Here is a 15,393-nt window from a genome sequence, read left to right as displayed (position 1 = left end):
CGGTGCCGGGTCAGTCCTCGGCAGACGGCGCGGGCGCGGCGGACGGGACGACGGTGAGGTGGGAGCCGGTCCGGCGCGGGTGGCGCGTGGCCGTGGGGCGAGCGGCCGGGCGGGCGTCGCGCAGCACGAGCGTCAGCCGGGTGCAGCCGGCCTCCCGCAGGGTGGGGGGCGTCTCGTCGACGATCCGGCACTCGCTGGGGCCCCGGCGCGGGTCGGGGTGGAGCAGCAGGCGTACGGCGCCGTCGAGCCGGACCGCGGCCTCCCCCACGGCGTGCAGCCAGTGCGGCAAACCCTGCCGGTAGGCGGCCTCCATGATCGGGTCCTGGGCGACGTCCCGGCGGACCGACTGGAGTTCGTGGTCGTGGCCGTGGCGTTCGAGGGCGGTCTTGAGGTGGGCCAGCATCGGCAGGCACCAGCCGGCCTCGTGTTCGCCGAGGATGTCGCCGGCGTCGGGGTGGAAGAGCACGAACCGCAGGAAGTTGTCGCCGGGCATGGCCGTCGGGTGGGGGCGCATGGCGCGGAAGAGGGCCTGGAAGGCGCCGTTGGACATCAGGACGTTCCAGCGGTGGTCGAGGACCAGCGACGGGAAGGGGGCGGCGTCCAGGAGTGTGGCGTAGTCCTGGAGGTACGCCTGGGCCTCGCAGCCCTCGGGGACGGCCCGCGGCGCCGGCCACTGCCCTCCTGCCTGATGTGCCATCGGGAGGTCACCCCTCTTGCCTCTGCGGCCTTCACGCGGCGATGCGATCCTGCTGCCCCGACGAGAGCCATGTCAACTATCGTGGCATTTCATGCCGGTTGACGGCTGAAATTCGCCACAGTTGTGGCGAGACCTGGATGTGAGTTCGAGGCACCCGCTACTCTCCGGGAAGTTCACGGCAGCCGTCTGTGACAACCACGGACGCACCTGTTGCCCTCGAGAGACGTAGGAGTTCTGTCGGTGACGGATGGCTACGAGGATCCGGGCGCCACGGAGACCGCTCAGCTGCCTGCCGTCGTCGCCCGCGTCACCGCGCTCGCCGACCGGCTCGGCGTGCCGCACGCCGAGGTCTTCGACACCGGCCGGCTCTCCGTCGCCTGCGGGGTGCCGGAGCCGGTGGTCAAGGCCCTGCTCAGCGGTCGTCCGGCGGGTGAGCCGGACGTCCAGGCGCGCTTTCTGCAGCGGCTGGACCTGTTGCGGCGCACGCGGCTGAAGGCGGGCGGGCGCAAGTACACCCAGCAGGAGATCGCGGACGGCGCGGGCATGTCCCGGCAGCAGGCCGGGGCCCTCATCAACGGCGACCGGCGGCCCACCATGGAGCACTGCGACGCGCTGCAGCGCTTCTTCCGGGTGCACGCCGGTTTCCTCACCGCGGAGGATCCCGAGGCGCTGGCGGGTGCCCTGCAGCGCACGGAGCAGGAGCTGCTGCAGAAGCTGGCCGACCGGGAGCGGGCCGCCGCCGAGTCGGCGGAGGACCCGCTGGAGCGGCTGCTGCAGGACCACGGGGTGCGCGGGATCGCCTGGCGGGCCGCGCAACTGCCCACCGACCAGCACCGGGACAAGGTCGCCGAGTGGCTCGACATGCTCCTGGAGAGCGTCAAGCGGCCGGAGTCGTGAGCCGGGTGAGGGGTGTGGGCATCGGCAGGGACATGCGCCGGCTGTGCGCCGAGCTGGTCGGGGGTCTCACGCTGCCGGCGCCGGCCGTGCCGCACGAGCTGTACACGGCGCTGTGCGAGGCGATGAGCCGCCGCCGCGGGCGTCCCGTGCACTTCCGTACGGCCGCCTTTCCGCCCGGTACGGCGAGCGGGCTGTGGCTGGACATGGCCGACCGGGACCTGGTCGTAGTGGAGGAACGCACCGCTCCCGACCATCAGTTGGTGATCCTCGGTCACGAACTGTGGCACATGCAGGCCGATCACTCGGGCCACCATGTCGACGGGCTCGGCGTGGCCACCCGGCTGCTGGGCGACGACACCGACCAGACGGCTCTCCAGGCCGCCGTGCACCGGGTCGCCGCCCGCACCCGTTTCGATCACACGGAGGAGCGTGACGCGGAGGCCTTCGGTCTGCTCCTCGCCAGCAAGTGCCGCACCTGGCTGGCCGGCCCCACCCTTCGCCCGCCGATCCGCCGCAACGACGTCGCCGGGCGCATCGAGGCGTCCCTGGGCTACCCGGGGCCGCAGGGCTGAGGGGCCGGCGGCGCCGATCGAGCTGCACCCGCGCCCGTGGCGGGCATCTGCCCCCGTAGCCCGCCCTCGCCCGCGCCGCCGGACCCGCGCCGGCGGTGTTTCGTTCCGCTGGGTGGGCGAACCGGGGGCGGACGCAGCGGCGTTGTCAGTGCGGGGCGGCAAGCTGGAGGTGTGTGCCGTAGGAGGCGGTGCACGGCGCCGTGGGGCGCCTGAACCGAAACCGGGGAGAGCCGACCGATGCCGACCGCCGTACTGACCGACCGTGAGCGCACCGCCGTCCAGGCCTATCTGCGGCTTCTGCATACCGTGCGCGCCGCCTTCGACGGGCCACCGGACGGCGGCCGCCCCGTGCTGCTGCCGCCGACCGTGCTAGCCGAGGCGGAGCGGGCCCTGGCGGGGGCCGGACTCGCGGGCAACGAGGAGGAGTTCTTCCGGCTGCTGCGCCACTGGTGCCCCCAGGAGTGAGCCCGGCCGGGCGCCGCGTGACCGTCCCGGTCAGGAGTGCGGGACGGTCACCGCGGTGAGGACCAGACCGTCCTCGATCAGCCAGCCGCCCTCGAACGCCCCGAGCCGGGTGCCGCCCACCATCGGTCCGGGGACGAGGAGACGGGCGACGAAGCGGCCCCGGCCGGCGTCCGCGGGGAACAACTCGATGTCGGCCTCCGAGAAGTCCAGCCAGGCGCGGGTGAGCGGGAACCACGCCTTGTAGACGGACTCCTTGGCGCTGAACAGCAGCCGGTCCCAGTGGACGGCGGGCCCGGCGGCGCGCAGCGCGCGGTCCCGGTCCTGCTCGGCGGGCAGCGCGATGGTGTCGAAGACACCGTCCGGCAGCGGCCCGTGCGGCTCGGCGTCGATGCCGAGGGCGGCCAGGTCGGCGGAGCGGACCAGCGCGGCGGCGCGGTAGCCGTCGCAGTGGGTCATGCTGCCGGCCAGCCCCTCGGGCCACTGCGGCGCACCGCGCTCACCGGTGAGGACGGGCTGCGGCGGCACCCCGAGCTTCTCCATGGCCCGCCGGGCGCACCCCCGCACGGCCGCGAACTCCCGGCGCCGTTTGGTCACCGCCCGCGCGACGAGCAGCTCTTCCTCGGGGTACAGCGCGACGTCCTCGGCGTCCTGGTCACCGTACGTCTCCACGGCCACCACCGACTCCGGGAGCAGCTCCTCGATCACCTGGCCCGACCTCCATCGGCAGAATGCGGCGCGGCTGCCCCGGGGGTACCGGGCGGGTGCGCCATTCGCGGGGATATCCCACGGACACCTCTTCGAAGCGGACACCCTCGTGCCAGGTGGTCCGCGGGATGTGCAGATGGCCGTAGACCATGGTCGCGACGCGGAAGCGGCGGTGCCAGTCGGCGGTGCGGGTGGTGCCGCACCACAGGGCGAACTCGGGGTACCAGAGCACGTCCGTCGGATGCCGGTCCAGCGGATAGTGGTTGGCGAGGACGACGGGCAGGTCCGCGGGCAGTTCGGCGAGCCTGCGCTCGGTCTCGGCGACCCGGGCGCGGCACCAGTCCTCGCGGGACGGGTAGGGGTCGGGATGCAGCAGGTACTCGTCGTTGCAGACGACGCCGGTGCTCTCCGCGTAGGCCAGCCCCTCCTCCTTGGTGGCACAGCCGGCCGGCAGGAAGGAGTAGTCGTAGAGCAGGAACAGCGGGGCCACCGCGACCGGGCCGCCGGGGCCGCGCCACACGGGGTAGGGGTCCTCGGGCGTGGTGACGCCCAGCTCCCGGCACACGGCGACGAGATGCTCGTAGCGGGCGACGCCGCGCAGCGTGACGCTGTCCCTCGGGTGGGTCCACAGGTCGTGGTTGCCGGGTGCCCACAGCACCTTGCGGAAGCGGCCCGCGAGCGTGGCGAGGGTCCACCGGATGTCCTCGACCGTCTCCGCGACGTCCCCGGCCACGATCAGCCAGTCGTCGTCCGTGACGGGGCGCATCGCCTCGACGAGCGCGCGGTTCTCGGGATAGGAGACGTGCAGGTCACTGATGGCCAGCAGCTCTCCGGCCCCGGCCGTCGGCTCCTCCACCCGTACCCCCCTCGCGATCATCCGGTCGGCACCACGACAGCACATTCACCGTCCGGGGACAAGGCGAACTCCGGCCGGGTGGCCCCACGGGCGGCGCCAATCCGTAACACATGCGTTGCACGCGGGGCCGTCCGAAAGCCTTATGATCGCCCCAACACCATCGCCCAACTCCCTTTTCCCAGGGCTGTCTGGTGTCCCTTCCTTCTCTCCTGCCCGGGCACGGGCCGCTGCGCCCTGCCCGAAAACCCTGAAAGGCGGCCTGCATGCTCTCTCGCGTACGCGTCTGGCTCAACCGCACGTACGCGGAGAACGTGTTCTTCATGGATCAGCTGCGGAGAAATCCCAGCGATCGGGCCGTCGAGATCCATGCCACGCACGGGGACCCCGACTCCCCCGTGCTGGCCGCGGCCGACACCGCCGACCTGGAGCCGGAGGGCCTGTCCCCGGCCGGGTACGTCGAGTACGCGCTGGACCAGTGCGCGCGGCGCGGCATCGACGTGTTCGTGCCCCGGCTGCACCAGGCGGCGATCGTGGCGCACCGCGCCGAGTTCGCGGCGGCGGGTACGGCGCTGCTGGCGCCGACGCCCGAGGCGGTGGCCGTGTTCGAGGACAAGGCGACCGCGTACGAGGCGGTCCGCTCGGTCGGCGTGCCGGTGCCGCCGTGGTGGCGTGTGCGCACGGTCGACGAACTCCTCGCGGCTGTCGAGGAGTTGGAGGCGTCCGGGCACAAGGCGTGCTTCAAACCGGCCGCCGGCGCCGGCGGGGTCGGCTTCCGGGTGATCACGCGCGCCTCCTTCTCGATGACGCACCTCAACGGCTTCCCCGGTCCGCACGTCCCTCTCGACCTGGTCGTCGAGGCACTGCGCCGGGCCGAGGAGCCGGTGGACTGGCTGGTGATGCCGCGCCTGGAGCAGCCGGAGGTGTCCGTCGACTGCCTGACCGGTCCGGACAACCGCGTCCGGCTGGCCGTGGGCCGTACCAAGAACGGCCGCCGCCGGGGCTTCACGCTGCACGAGCAGTGGTTGGCGCCGGCCCGGCTGATCGCGGAGGGCTTCGGGCTGCACTACCTGTCCAACGTCCAGTTCCGGATGCTCGGTGACCGCCCGGTGCTGATGGACGTCAACACACGGCCCGCCGGCGGCCTGCACCAGCTGTCGCTCTGTGGGGTGAACGCGCCCTGGGCGGCCGTGCAGTTGGCGCTGGGCGAGGACCCGGGGCCGGTCGAGCCGCCGTTCCTGGGGCAGGACTACACGGTGGTGGCCGGGCCCCGGCCGCTGCGGCCGGTGTCGCTGCCGCAGCAGCGGGTGGAGCCCGAGGTGCTGCTGCCGGCCGTACCGGCGCCCGTGGCACCGGCCACCGCGGCCGAGGCACTCCCTCTCCAGGGCCGACTCGCCTCCATCACCTCCGACCGGCGACCGGGCCCGAGCTTGACTCCCTGAGTGTCGACGGCTGCCCGCCCTCGCCCGCCGCGTCAGGTGCAGCGGACCCGCCTGGCGCGAGTAGGAGCGATCTGAGCTGGTTTGCGGCGTACGGGCTCGGTGGCCGGGGTACACGCTCGGCGGACAGCCGTGCACAACGGCGAACAGCAGGGAAAGAGCCCACACATGATTGATCCGCTTATGAAGCAGGCGGCAGACGATCAGGGCATCAGTGAGCAGGCCACGCTGCGCTACAGCACGGTCTGGGCCGACGGCGCCGCCCGCGCCGGTGACGCGCGCCAGGCCCTACGCGCCTTCCTCACTCATGCCCCTCACGCCGGCCACGCGCCCGTTCCCGAACCGGTGGTCCTGGATGCCAGGCTCGTCGTCAGCGAACTGGTCACCAACGCCATCCGCCACGCGCCCGGGCCCTGCGGGCTCACCCTGCACCTGATCGGCGAGGAACTGGTGATCACCGTGTGGGACACCTCCGCCGAAGAGCCGGTGTTCAAAAGGCCGGACCGCCACCGCGTAGGGGGCCACGGACTGCACCTGGTGCGCGCGGCCAGCACGAAAGTGACCGTCACTCCCCTCGCCCGGGGGAAGCAGGTCACTGCCCGCCTTCGCGTCACCCCCCGTCGCGGCGGCAGCACCGCCAGGGACCGGACCGTCCTGTTCTCCCCACTCCCGGAGCGAACACGGCAGACGGACTGACCCCGGCAGGCCCCCCGGGCCGGAGTCAGCGGCGCCGGCCGATCCGGTCCACCACCCGCAGCTCCCGCAGCGTCCTGGCCTCGTAGTACCAGCCCGTCTGCTGCCACTCGCCGTGCACCTTCTTCGGCACGCTGCCCTTGGTGCGCAGGCCCAGGTACGCGTACGTCCTGCGGTCGAAGAGGAAGCTGAAGGACGCCTTCGGGTAGGAGACGGCGACGGCGCGGCGGCCGTCGGCGTCCACGGCGTCGTGGTCCAGGCGGATCCGGCGCAGTTTCGACAGCGCCTCGAAGGCGGCGGCCTGCAGGCCGGGGGGCATCACGCGCGGACCCATCATCAGCATGCTCAGATCGAAGTACACGAACAGGTCGTCGTCGGGCTTGCTCGGCAGGGCGCCCCTGAACCGGGCCAGCAGCTTGTCGGGGTCCGTCGGCAGCTTCTTCAGCTGGGCGTAGACGGTGGGCGGCCAGCGCACCTCGTGCTTGCCGAGCGGCGGGTCGTGGTGGATCTTGCCGTGCTCCTCGCGCAGAGAGGGCCGGGAGCCGTCGACCGACATCCAGCTCTCGTCGGTCCACGTCCGGGTCGGCCCGCCCTGCACCGGGGTCCGTCGGATGAAGGTCTTGGTGTAGAAGTACTGGTCGTCGCGCGGCACCGGCAGGGTGTCGCCCTCGGCGCGGGTGCGGTCGGCGGCCCGGCGCAGCACCTCGCTCGCGCCGACCGTGCCCAGGCGGGGTTTGCGGTCGTCCCCGGTGCCCTCCGCCACGACGACGACGGCACCCACCGCGGCCGCGGCCGCGCCGGCCAGCCCGCCGCGGACCAGGAGCCGCCGGCTCAGCTCACGCCTGCGGGGGGCGGCACGGCGTTCCTCGGCGATGGCGGCGGTGAGGCGGGCGCGGGCGGCGGCACGGGCGTCGTCGGACGGCCCGTGGCCGGCGGTGTCCCATCGGCGCACCCGAGTCAGTTCATCCATGGTCGCTCTCCTTCCGGGATGCGGTCGAGGGGGTGAGTGCGGGCCCGCCCAGGGCCCGGCGCAGTTTGGCGCGGGCGCGGTGCAGCCGGGAGCGCACCGTGCCGACGGGGATGTCGAGGGCCTGCGCGGCCTCCGCGTAGTCGAGGTCGCCCCAGGCGGTCACCAGCAGCACGTCCCGGTACCGGGCGGGCAGCGCGGCGAGGGCACCGGCGAGCGCGGCGTGCGTGTCCTCGGTGCCGGGCGGCCCGGTGACCGGGTCCACGTCGGGTGCGTGACCCGGTGCCAGGGAGGCCGCGCGGGACAGGGCGCGCAGCCTGCGGGCCTCGTCCCTGCGGTGGCGGCCGATCAGGTTGGTGGCGATCCCGTACAGCCAGGGCCGGGCGTGGGCATGGGACAGGTCGTAGCGTCGGCGGCGCTGGAAGGCGGTCACGAACGTCTCCGCCATCAGATCGTCGGCGGTGTCCGGGCCCAGCCGCCGTGCGACGTAGCGGTGGATGTCGTCGGCGTAGCGGTCGAAGATGACGGCGAACGCGTCGGGCGTCTCCCAGGACCGTTCGATGATGGCGCTGTCGCAGCGGTCGTGGCCGCCGGCCGCGTCCGCCGCCGCGGCGGCGACGGCTTCGGTGTCGGGCGGCCGTGTCACGCGGTGCCTCTGTGCTTCATGTCGTCTCCCTCCAAGGGCCGTTGTGCCGAACGTCTGCTGTTCGCCGTTGCGCGGCGGGGAGTTCCATCCCTTTCCGTGACCTGCCTCACACGCTCGTCGGCACCCACCGGTATGGACCAATTCCGTCGTTCTCCTTGACAGCCGGATTGGTCCATACCAAATTCAGTGACGCATCCCCCGCACTTCACTGCACTCCCCAACATCCCCATCCCCACAGGGAGATCGCGTGCGCCAGACACTCGGACGTCCCAGACGCCGGCTGCTCGCCCTGCTCGGCACCGCCGCTCTCGCCCTCGGCGGAGCCGTCGCGCTGCCCGGCACCGCCCAAGCGGCCAACCTTCTCACCAACCCCGGCTTCGAGTCGGGCGGCCTCTCCCCCTGGACCTGCACCGGCAACCTGGGGTCGGTCGTCTCCTCTCCCGTGCACAGCGGTTCCAAGGCCCTGCAGGGAGCGGTCACTTCCAGCGACAACGCGCAGTGCAGCCAGACCGTCACCGTCAAGCCGAACACGACGTACACCCTCAGCGGCTGGGTCCGGGGCTCGTACGTCTACCTCGGCGTGAACGGCGGCGCCTCGACCTGGACGACGTCCCCGTCGGCGTACAGCCAGTTGAGCGTCTCCTTCACCACCGGCGCCTCGCAGACCACCGCCACCCTCTATGTGCACGGCTGGTACGCCCAGGGCTCCTACTACGCCGACGACATCAGCCTCGACGGCCCCGGCGGCACAGGGGGCAGCGACACCCAGGCGCCGACCGCGCCCAGCGGGCTCACCTCCACCGGCAAGACGTCCTCGAGCGTGTCGCTGAAGTGGAACGCCGCGACGGACAACGTCGGTGTCACGGCGTACGACGTCTACAGCGGCTCGAACCAGGTCCTCACCGTCTCGGGGACGTCGGCCACGGTGAGCGGGCTGTCGCCGAGCACGTCGTACACCTTCACCGTGAAGGCCCGGGACGCGGCCGGGAACACCTCACCGGCCTCCAACTCGGTCGGCGTGACGACGGACGCGGGATCCGGCGGGACCGGGTTCAAGCAGGCGGCGCCGTACCTGTACGAGGGCTGGGGCGATCCGCCGAACCCGAGCACGGTGATGAGCGCGACCGGCATCAAGTGGTTCACCATGGCGTTCGTGCTGGACTCCGGCGGCTGCACGCCCGCCTGGGACGGCAGCCGGCCGCTGACCGGCGGCGCCGACCAGAGCGCGATCAACCAGATCCGCTCGGCGGGCGGTGACATCGTCCCGTCGTTCGGCGGCTGGCAGGGCAGCAAGCTCGGCGCCAACTGCTCCTCGGCGGCCGCGCTGGCCGGCGCCCTTCAGAAGGTGATCGACGCCTACGGTCTGAAGGCCGTCGACATGGACATCGAGAACACGGACGAGTTCGAGAACGAGGCCGTCCAGGCGAAGATCCTGACCGCGCTGAAGACGGTCAAGGCCAACAACCCGGGCCTGAAGACCATCGTCACCTTCGGCACGTCCACCACCGGGCCGACGTACTACGGCAACCGGCTCATCGAGCAGGCGCAGTCGCTCGGCGCGAACATCGACGTCTTCACCATCATGCCGTTCGACTTCGGCGGCGGCTCGGACATGTACGGCAACACCGTGAACGCGGCCGAGGGGCTGAAGGCCAAGCTGAAGTCCACGTTCGGCTGGGACGACGCGACCGCCTACGCGCACATGGGCATCTCCGGCATGAACGGTCTGTCCGACCAGCAGGAGAACACCACTGCGGCGATCTGGACCCAGATCCGTGACTGGGCCAACTCCCACCACATCGCGCGGCTCGCCTACTGGGCGGTCAACCGCGACCGGCCGTGCCCCGGCGGCGGCGTGGTGAGCAACTGCTCCGGCATCAGCCAGAACACCTGGCAGTTCACCTCGATCACGGCCGGCTTCACCGGCTGACCGAGGCCCCGCACGACCAGCGTCCCCCCGGCTCCCGGGCCGGGGGGATTTTTTTTCCGCCCAGGGTGTATCAGGGGGCGACCGGACGGCTCTTGTTATCAGGAACGGGGGAAGCACCGGCGGGGACGGGGACACGGGGGAAGCACCGCCGGGGGACGGGGGATCGGGTCGGCCGGCCGCGGTCACGGGGAGCGACCGGCCGACCCGAACGACACCCGCCCAGGACGCGGACACGTCTCAACCCGCCCGGGCAACCCCGCCCGGACGACCACCACGCACCGGCCACCCGCAGCACCGCGCCGAGCAGCCGCACCCGCCCGCACCTGACAACCCGTCCGGCCGCCGCCCCTCCACCACCGCGCGCCACGCATCATCAGCGCCCCTCGCAGCGGGCCGCCGGACAACCCCCTCGCTGCCCACCCAGGACCACCGCGGGCACCGACACCACCGCACCGCCGGACAACCCGTCCCGGCCACCGACGACGATCACCGCCCGCCGCAACCGTCGGCGCCCCACGGCCGGACCGCCGGACAACCCGTCCCGGCCACCGACGACGACCACCGCCCGCCGGCCGCTCCCAGCGCCGCGCCGGACAACCCGTCCCGGCCACCGACGACGATCACCGCCCGCCGCAACCGTCGGCGCCCCACGGCCGGACCGCCGGAGAACCCGCCCAGCCCACCACAGACGACCACGGCCCGCCGGCCGCTCCCAGCGCCGCGCCGGGTGACCCGTCCGGCCGCCGCCCCGCGACCACCGCGGGTGCCGCACGTCATCGGCGGCGGCCGCGGGGTCGCAACGTCTCGTTCAGCCCTTCTCGGACCGCCGCAGGCGCAGGGTCAGGATCTGGAACGGTCGCAGGGCCACGGTGATCCGGCCGTCGCCGTGCACCACCGCGTCCTCCAGTGGCCGCTCCAGCAGATCGGTGATCTGGGCCGCCGCGAGCGGGAAGCCGGTGCGCAGGACCCCGGTCGCCCGGCCGCCCCGGCACTCGTAGAGGCGTACGACGACGTCGCCGGACGTGTCGTCGGCCAGCTTCACCGCCTCCACGGTCACCCCCTCGCCGGTCACCGACACCACCGGTTCCGGCGCGCCCGCCGCCTGCGCCACGCGCAGCGGCAGGTTGAGGGCGTAGCCCTCGGCCACGGCGTCCTCGATGGTCGCGCCGGGCAGCAGGGAGTAGGTGAAGCGGTGCCGGCCCTGGTCGGCGCCCGGGTCCGGGACGCGCGGGGCGCGCACCAGGCTCAGCCGGACCGTGGTCGTCGTACCGCCGTCCTCGCGGACCGTGCGGGAGACGTCGTGGCCGTACGTCGAGTCGTTGAGGACGGCGACACCGTAGCCCGGCTCCCCGATGTGCACCCAGCGGTGGCCGGACACCTCGAAACGGGCCGCCTCCCAGCTCGTGTTGGTGTGCGTGGGCCGCTGGACGTGGCCGAACTGGATCTCGGCGCAGGAGTGCGCGGCGCGTACGTCCACCGGGAAGGCGGCCTTGAGGATCTTCTCCGCCTCGTGCCAGTCGATGTCGGTCTCGATGTCGATCCGGGGGCTGCCGGCCCGGACGGTGATCGTCTGGACGATCGTCGAGCCCTTGCCGAAGGAGCGCTCCACGCGGATCGCGCCGACCAGCGGGTCCTCCTCGACGACCGTGACCGAGTCGGCGTCCAGCAGGTCCGTGTAGCGGTTCTGGTAGTGCTTGTCGATGTCCCAGGCGTCCCAGTAGTTCGGCAGATCGGTGTGCAGGCGGAGCAGGTTGCCCGGGTCGGCGAGGACCTCTCGGTCCGCGCGCAGATCGCGTACCGACGCGAGGGTGCCGTCCTCGGCGACCTCCACCCGGACCAGCCCGTTGTCGAGGACCCGCCCGGCGACGGTCACCGGCCGCGGGGGCCCGGCCTCGCCCAGCGGCGCGCTGCCGCTCGCGGGCACCTCGACGTACGCCGGTGCGCCCTCGGCGGTGCGGACCACCTCGGCGCGGTGGTACGGGCTCGTGTTGAACACCCGCGTCCCGCCGGCGCCGAGCGCGGCCACCGCCTCGGCCGTCAGCTCCTCCAGTTCCTCGGCGACCCGGGCGTATGCGGCCTCGGCCTCGCGGTGCACCCAGGCGATGGACGAGCCGGGCAGGATGTCGTGGAACTGGTGCAGCAGCACCGTCTTCCAGAGGCGGTCGAGCTTCTCGTACGGGTAGGCGTAGCCCGGCGCGTGCAGCGCGGCCGTGGTCGCCCACAACTCGGCCTCGCGCAGCCTGTGTTCGCTGCGCCGGTTGCCCTGCTTGGTGCGGGCCTGGGAGGTGTAGGTGGCGCGGTGCAGCTCCAGGTAGAGCTCGCCCACCCAGACCGGGGCGTCGGGGTACTCCGCACGGGCCTTGGCGAAGAACTCGTCGGGGTGCTCCACGACGACCTTGGGCGAGCCCTCCAGGTCGGCGAGCCGGCGGGCCCGCTCCATGATCTCGCGGGTGGGGCCGCCGCCGCCGTCGCCCCAGCCGAAGGGGGCCAGGGAGCGCGTGGCGGCGCCCTTCTCGCGGTAGTTGCGCACCGCGCGGGCCATCTCCTCGCCGCTGAAGCGGGCGTTGTAGGTGTCGACGGGCGGGAAGTGCGTGAAGATGCGGGTGCCGTCGATGCCCTCCCACCAGAAGGTGTGGTGCGGGAAGGCGTTGGTCTGGTTCCAGGAGATCTTCTGGGTGAGGAACCACTCGTTGCCGGCGAGCCGGGCCAGCTGCGGGTAGGCGGCGGTGTAGCCGAAGGAGTCCGGCAGCCAGACGCCCTTGGTCTCGATGCCGAAGTGTTCGATGAAGAACCGCTTGCCGTGGATGAGCTGGCGGGCGAGGGCCTCGCCGCCGGGCAGGTTGCCGTCGGCCTCCACCCACATGCCGCCGACCGGGGCCCACTGGCCCTTCTTCACGGACTCCTGGATGCGGGCCCACACGTGCGGGTAGTGGTCGCGGACCCACTCGTACTGCTGGGCCTGCGAGCAGGCGAAGATGAAGTCCTCGTACTCGTCGGCGAGCGACGTGACGTTGGAGAAGGTGCGGGACGTCTTGCGCTTGGTCTCGCGGATCGGCCACAACCAGGCGGAGTCGATGTGGGCGTGGCCGACGCCGGAGACGGTGTGTGCGCTGGCGTGCGCGGGCCTGGCCAGCGCCGGTTTCAGCGCCTCGCGCACGGCGGGTGCCGAGCCGGAGACGTCGTCGAGGTCGAGCAGGTCCATCGCCCGGTCGAGGGCGTGCATGATCTCGTGCCGGCGCGGGTCGTGCTCGCCGAGCTGCAGCATCAGCTCGCGCAGCACCTGGACGTCCAGGTCGAGGTGCCAGACCTCCTCGTCGAGGACGGCGAGGTCGGCGCACCGGAAGACGTACAGCGGCTTGTCGCCGGCCGTGAGCACGTCGCCGAGGTGGGTCGGCCCGGCGAAGCCGTCGGCCAGGATGTCCGGGTTGGAGGCCGCCTCGACCAGGTAGTCGATTCTCTCGCCGCCCGTCGCGGGGTTGGCGATCGGCACGTACTGGTTGAGCGGGTTGACCGCCTTCAGCGGCCGCCCGTCGGGCAGATGGACCAGTGCCTCGGCCTGGTTGCCGGGCCAGCCGCCGACGAAGCCGAGGTCGATGACCGCCTCGACGCGCCGGCCCGCCCAGGCGGCGGGGACCCGGCCGCGCATGCGGAACCAGGTGGTGCCCCAGGGCGGCCCCCACGGGGTGTCCATGGCGAACGGCTCGTAGCGCGCGGCGGCGGCCTCCTCGAAGGGGACCGGCTCCCCGGGGGCCTGCCAGGCCGCCACCTCGAGGGGCGCCCGTTCCGCGTAGATCGCGGGCTTGATGCGCTGGGTGTGGAGGCGCTCGGCGCGCTCCTCGATCCGGCGGCGTTCGTCGTGCATCAGGAAGCTCCAGGGAGAGGTGGTGGAAAGCGCTTACCCAAGGTACGCCAGGCCGGGATGGACGGCGGTGTACCCCTCGACCAGCCGGCGGGCGACGGTGACCGAGTCGACCAGTGGATGCAGCGCGAAGGCCTTCACGGCCGTCGCGCGGGAGCCGGACTCGGCGGCGGCCAGCACCTCCCGCTCGACCGCCTTGACCGCGCAGACCAGGCCGGTCGCATGGCCGGGCAGCGGGTCGACCGCGACCGGGTGGGCGCCGTTGGCGTCGACGAGGCAGGGCACCTCGATGACGGCGTCGGCGTCCAGGACGGACAGGGTGCCGAGGTTGCGCACGTTGAGGATCAGGGTGGTGCGCTCGTCGCGGGCGATGGCCCGCATCAGGGCGAGGGCCACCTTCTCGTAGCCGCCGGAGAGGTCGTCGGCGTCGCGTTCACCGGCGCCGGCCGTCTCCCGGTTCTCGGCCATGTACGTCGCCTCGCGCTCGGCGCGGGTGCGGTCCCAGGCGGCGAGGGCCGCCGCGCCGGGGCGCTGCATCTCCTCGTAGAAGCGGGCCTGCTGCTCGGCGAGGAAGGCGCCGCGGGTCTTCTCGGCCTGCTGGTAGGCGCGCACGGCCTCGCGGTTGAAGTAGTAGTAGTGCAGGTATTCGTTCGGGACGGCGCCGAGCGATCGCAGCCACTCGGGGCCGAAGAGCCTGCCCTCCTCGAAGGAGCCGAGGAGTTGGGGGTCGGCGAGCAGGCGCGGGAGTTCGTCGCGGCCGGCGACACGCAGGCCGCGCACCCAGCCGAGGTGGTTGAGGCCGACGTAGTCGATCCAGGCGTCCTGCGGGTTCTTCACACCGAGGACGCGGGCGATGCGGCGGCCCAGGCCGACCGGCGAGTCGCAGATGCCGATGACGCGGTCGCCGAGGTGGCGGGACATGGCCTCGGTGACCAGGCCGGCCGGGTTGGTGAAGTTGATGACCCAGGCGTCCGGGGCGAGACGGGCCACCCGCCGGGCGATGTCGACGGCGACGGGGACGGTCCGCAGGCCGTAGGCGATGCCGCCGGCGCCGACCGTCTCCTGGCCGAGGACGCCCTCGGCCAGAGCCACGCGCTCGTCGTCCGCCCGGCCGCGCAGGCCGCCGACGCGAATCGCGGAGAAGACGAAGTCGGCGCCGGTGAGGGCCTCGTCCAGATCGGTCGTGGCGGTCACCTCGGGGGCGTCGGCGACGCCGGCCGCCTGCTCGGCGAGCACCCGGGTCACCGCGGAGAGCCGCCGCGCGTCCAGGTCGTGCAGCACGACCCGGGTGACCCGGCCCTCGGCGTGGTCCCCGAGGAGCGCCCCGTACACGAGCGGCACCCGGAATCCGCCGCCGCCCAGAATCGTCAGTTTCACAAGTGCACCTTTCCCGCCGGTCTTCCCGCCGGATTGCCCGCCAGGTCCGCTGCGACGCCCGCCCGCACCAGTCAGGCGCGGCGCCGGGGCGTCCGGCACGTTCGTCACCATCATGTCCTGCTGCCCAGGAGTGCGGACCTGCGCGTTCGCGCCGTTGTGGCCACCCGCTCCCCCGGCGACACGGTCGCGCCACAGGCGCCGGGTGACCGCGACGGCAGCAGCGGTTCGCCGCCGGTGCTCGGATGCACGGCGGGGTGCGGACCGACAGTCGCGTGGGCACGTCACCGGGAACC

13 protein-coding genes are annotated in these 15,393 nt (G+C 72.9%); 6 read left to right on the top strand and 7 right to left on the bottom strand.

The window, feature by feature from the left end; translation table 11 throughout:
• Positions 1-10: 10 nt before the first annotated feature.
• Positions 11-697 carry an MmyB family transcriptional regulator gene (locus ACZ404_RS16635; RefSeq protein WP_468440342.1) on the bottom strand — a complete coding sequence of 229 codons (687 nt, stop codon included), beginning with the start codon at positions 695-697 and terminating at the stop codon, positions 11-13.
• A 240-nt stretch (positions 698-937) separates the two neighbouring features.
• Between ACZ404_RS16635 and ACZ404_RS16630 the strand changes: the two genes are divergently transcribed.
• The 3 genes from ACZ404_RS16630 to ACZ404_RS16620 all read left to right on the top strand — a co-directional run bounded on the left by ACZ404_RS16630 (position 938) and on the right by ACZ404_RS16620 (position 2,631).
• Positions 938-1,594, top strand: a complete 657-nt coding sequence (locus ACZ404_RS16630) for a helix-turn-helix domain-containing protein (RefSeq protein WP_468440340.1) — start codon at positions 938-940, stop codon at positions 1,592-1,594.
• A 32-nt stretch (positions 1,595-1,626) separates the two neighbouring features.
• Positions 1,627-2,166 (top strand): toxin-antitoxin system, toxin component, encoded by a 540-nt coding sequence (locus ACZ404_RS16625; protein WP_468440599.1) that lies wholly within the window; start codon positions 1,627-1,629, stop codon positions 2,164-2,166.
• A 237-nt stretch (positions 2,167-2,403) separates the two neighbouring features.
• The gene (locus tag ACZ404_RS16620; RefSeq protein ID WP_468440338.1) at positions 2,404-2,631 is read left to right on the top strand and encodes a hypothetical protein; all 228 of its coding nucleotides are present in this window, start codon (positions 2,404-2,406) and stop codon (positions 2,629-2,631) included.
• Positions 2,632-2,661: 30 nt separating this feature from the next.
• Here ACZ404_RS16620 and ACZ404_RS16615 read toward each other — a convergent pair whose 3' ends face one another.
• Positions 2,662-3,336 (bottom strand): 4'-phosphopantetheinyl transferase family protein, encoded by a 675-nt coding sequence (locus tag ACZ404_RS16615; protein ID WP_468440336.1) that lies wholly within the window; start codon positions 3,334-3,336, stop codon positions 2,662-2,664.
• A complete protein-coding gene (locus ACZ404_RS16610) occupies positions 3,284-4,213 on the bottom strand; it encodes a metallophosphoesterase family protein (protein ID WP_468440334.1) in 930 nt (309 codons plus the stop codon). The genes ACZ404_RS16615 and ACZ404_RS16610 overlap by 53 nt, the downstream gene beginning before the upstream one ends.
• 242 nt (positions 4,214-4,455) lie before the next feature.
• On the opposite strand from ACZ404_RS16610, the gene ACZ404_RS16605 reads away from it, so the two are divergent.
• Both ACZ404_RS16605 and ACZ404_RS16600 read left to right on the top strand, forming a co-directional pair.
• The gene (locus tag ACZ404_RS16605) at positions 4,456-5,631 is read left to right on the top strand and encodes an ATP-grasp domain-containing protein (protein ID WP_468440332.1); all 1,176 of its coding nucleotides are present in this window, start codon (positions 4,456-4,458) and stop codon (positions 5,629-5,631) included.
• A gap of 165 nt (positions 5,632-5,796) precedes the next feature.
• A complete protein-coding gene (locus ACZ404_RS16600; protein ID WP_468440330.1) occupies positions 5,797-6,324 on the top strand; it encodes an ATP-binding protein in 528 nt (175 codons plus the stop codon).
• A 25-nt stretch (positions 6,325-6,349) separates the two neighbouring features.
• Here the strand turns inward: ACZ404_RS16600 and ACZ404_RS16595 are convergent, their stop codons facing one another.
• Entirely contained in the window at positions 6,350-7,291 is a 942-nt protein-coding gene (locus tag ACZ404_RS16595) for a CU044_5270 family protein (protein ID WP_468440328.1), read from the bottom strand.
• Positions 7,284-7,934, bottom strand: coding sequence for an RNA polymerase sigma factor (locus ACZ404_RS16590; RefSeq protein WP_468440326.1), 651 nt, complete (start codon positions 7,932-7,934; stop codon positions 7,284-7,286). Before ACZ404_RS16590 ends, ACZ404_RS16595 begins: the two co-directional genes overlap by 8 nt.
• A gap of 247 nt (positions 7,935-8,181) precedes the next feature.
• On the opposite strand from ACZ404_RS16590, the gene ACZ404_RS16585 reads away from it, so the two are divergent.
• Entirely contained in the window at positions 8,182-9,864 is a 1,683-nt protein-coding gene (locus ACZ404_RS16585; protein ID WP_468440324.1) for a carbohydrate binding domain-containing protein, read from the top strand.
• Between the two features lie 808 nt (positions 9,865-10,672).
• Here ACZ404_RS16585 and ACZ404_RS16580 read toward each other — a convergent pair.
• Together ACZ404_RS16580 and ACZ404_RS16575 are read right to left on the bottom strand one after the other, a co-directional pair.
• Positions 10,673-13,726: an alpha-mannosidase gene (locus tag ACZ404_RS16580; RefSeq protein ID WP_468440322.1), complete on the bottom strand. Its 3,054-nt coding sequence runs from the start codon at positions 13,724-13,726 to the stop codon at positions 10,673-10,675.
• Between the two features lie 33 nt (positions 13,727-13,759).
• Positions 13,760-15,100, bottom strand: coding sequence for a 6-phospho-beta-glucosidase (locus ACZ404_RS16575; protein ID WP_468440320.1), 1,341 nt, complete (start codon positions 15,098-15,100; stop codon positions 13,760-13,762).
• Positions 15,101-15,393 lie beyond the last annotated feature (293 nt).

This window comes from Streptomyces sp. NPDC030798 (assembly GCF_055572275.1).
The sequence above is the reverse complement of the archived record's forward strand: the minus strand, read 5'-3'. Positions and strand labels throughout refer to the sequence as shown.

What these genes read in the sequence shown, in the direction of transcription:
- ACZ404_RS16635 (WP_468440342.1), bottom strand. Translation starts at nt 697, where the DNA reads ATGGCACATCAGGCAGGAGGGCAGTGGCCGGCGCCGCGGGCCGTCCCC.
- ACZ404_RS16625 (WP_468440599.1), top strand. Translation starts at nt 1,627, where the DNA reads ATGCGCCGGCTGTGCGCCGAGCTGGTCGGGGGTCTCACGCTGCCGGCG.
- ACZ404_RS16620 (WP_468440338.1), top strand. Translation starts at nt 2,404, where the DNA reads ATGCCGACCGCCGTACTGACCGACCGTGAGCGCACCGCCGTCCAGGCC.
- ACZ404_RS16610 (WP_468440334.1), bottom strand. Translation starts at nt 4,213, where the DNA reads ATGATCGCGAGGGGGGTACGGGTGGAGGAGCCGACGGCCGGGGCCGGA.
- ACZ404_RS16605 (WP_468440332.1), top strand. Translation starts at nt 4,456, where the DNA reads ATGCTCTCTCGCGTACGCGTCTGGCTCAACCGCACGTACGCGGAGAAC.
- ACZ404_RS16600 (WP_468440330.1), top strand. Translation starts at nt 5,797, where the DNA reads ATGATTGATCCGCTTATGAAGCAGGCGGCAGACGATCAGGGCATCAGT.
- ACZ404_RS16595 (WP_468440328.1), bottom strand. Translation starts at nt 7,291, where the DNA reads ATGGATGAACTGACTCGGGTGCGCCGATGGGACACCGCCGGCCACGGG.
- ACZ404_RS16580 (WP_468440322.1), bottom strand. Translation starts at nt 13,726, where the DNA reads ATGCACGACGAACGCCGCCGGATCGAGGAGCGCGCCGAGCGCCTCCAC.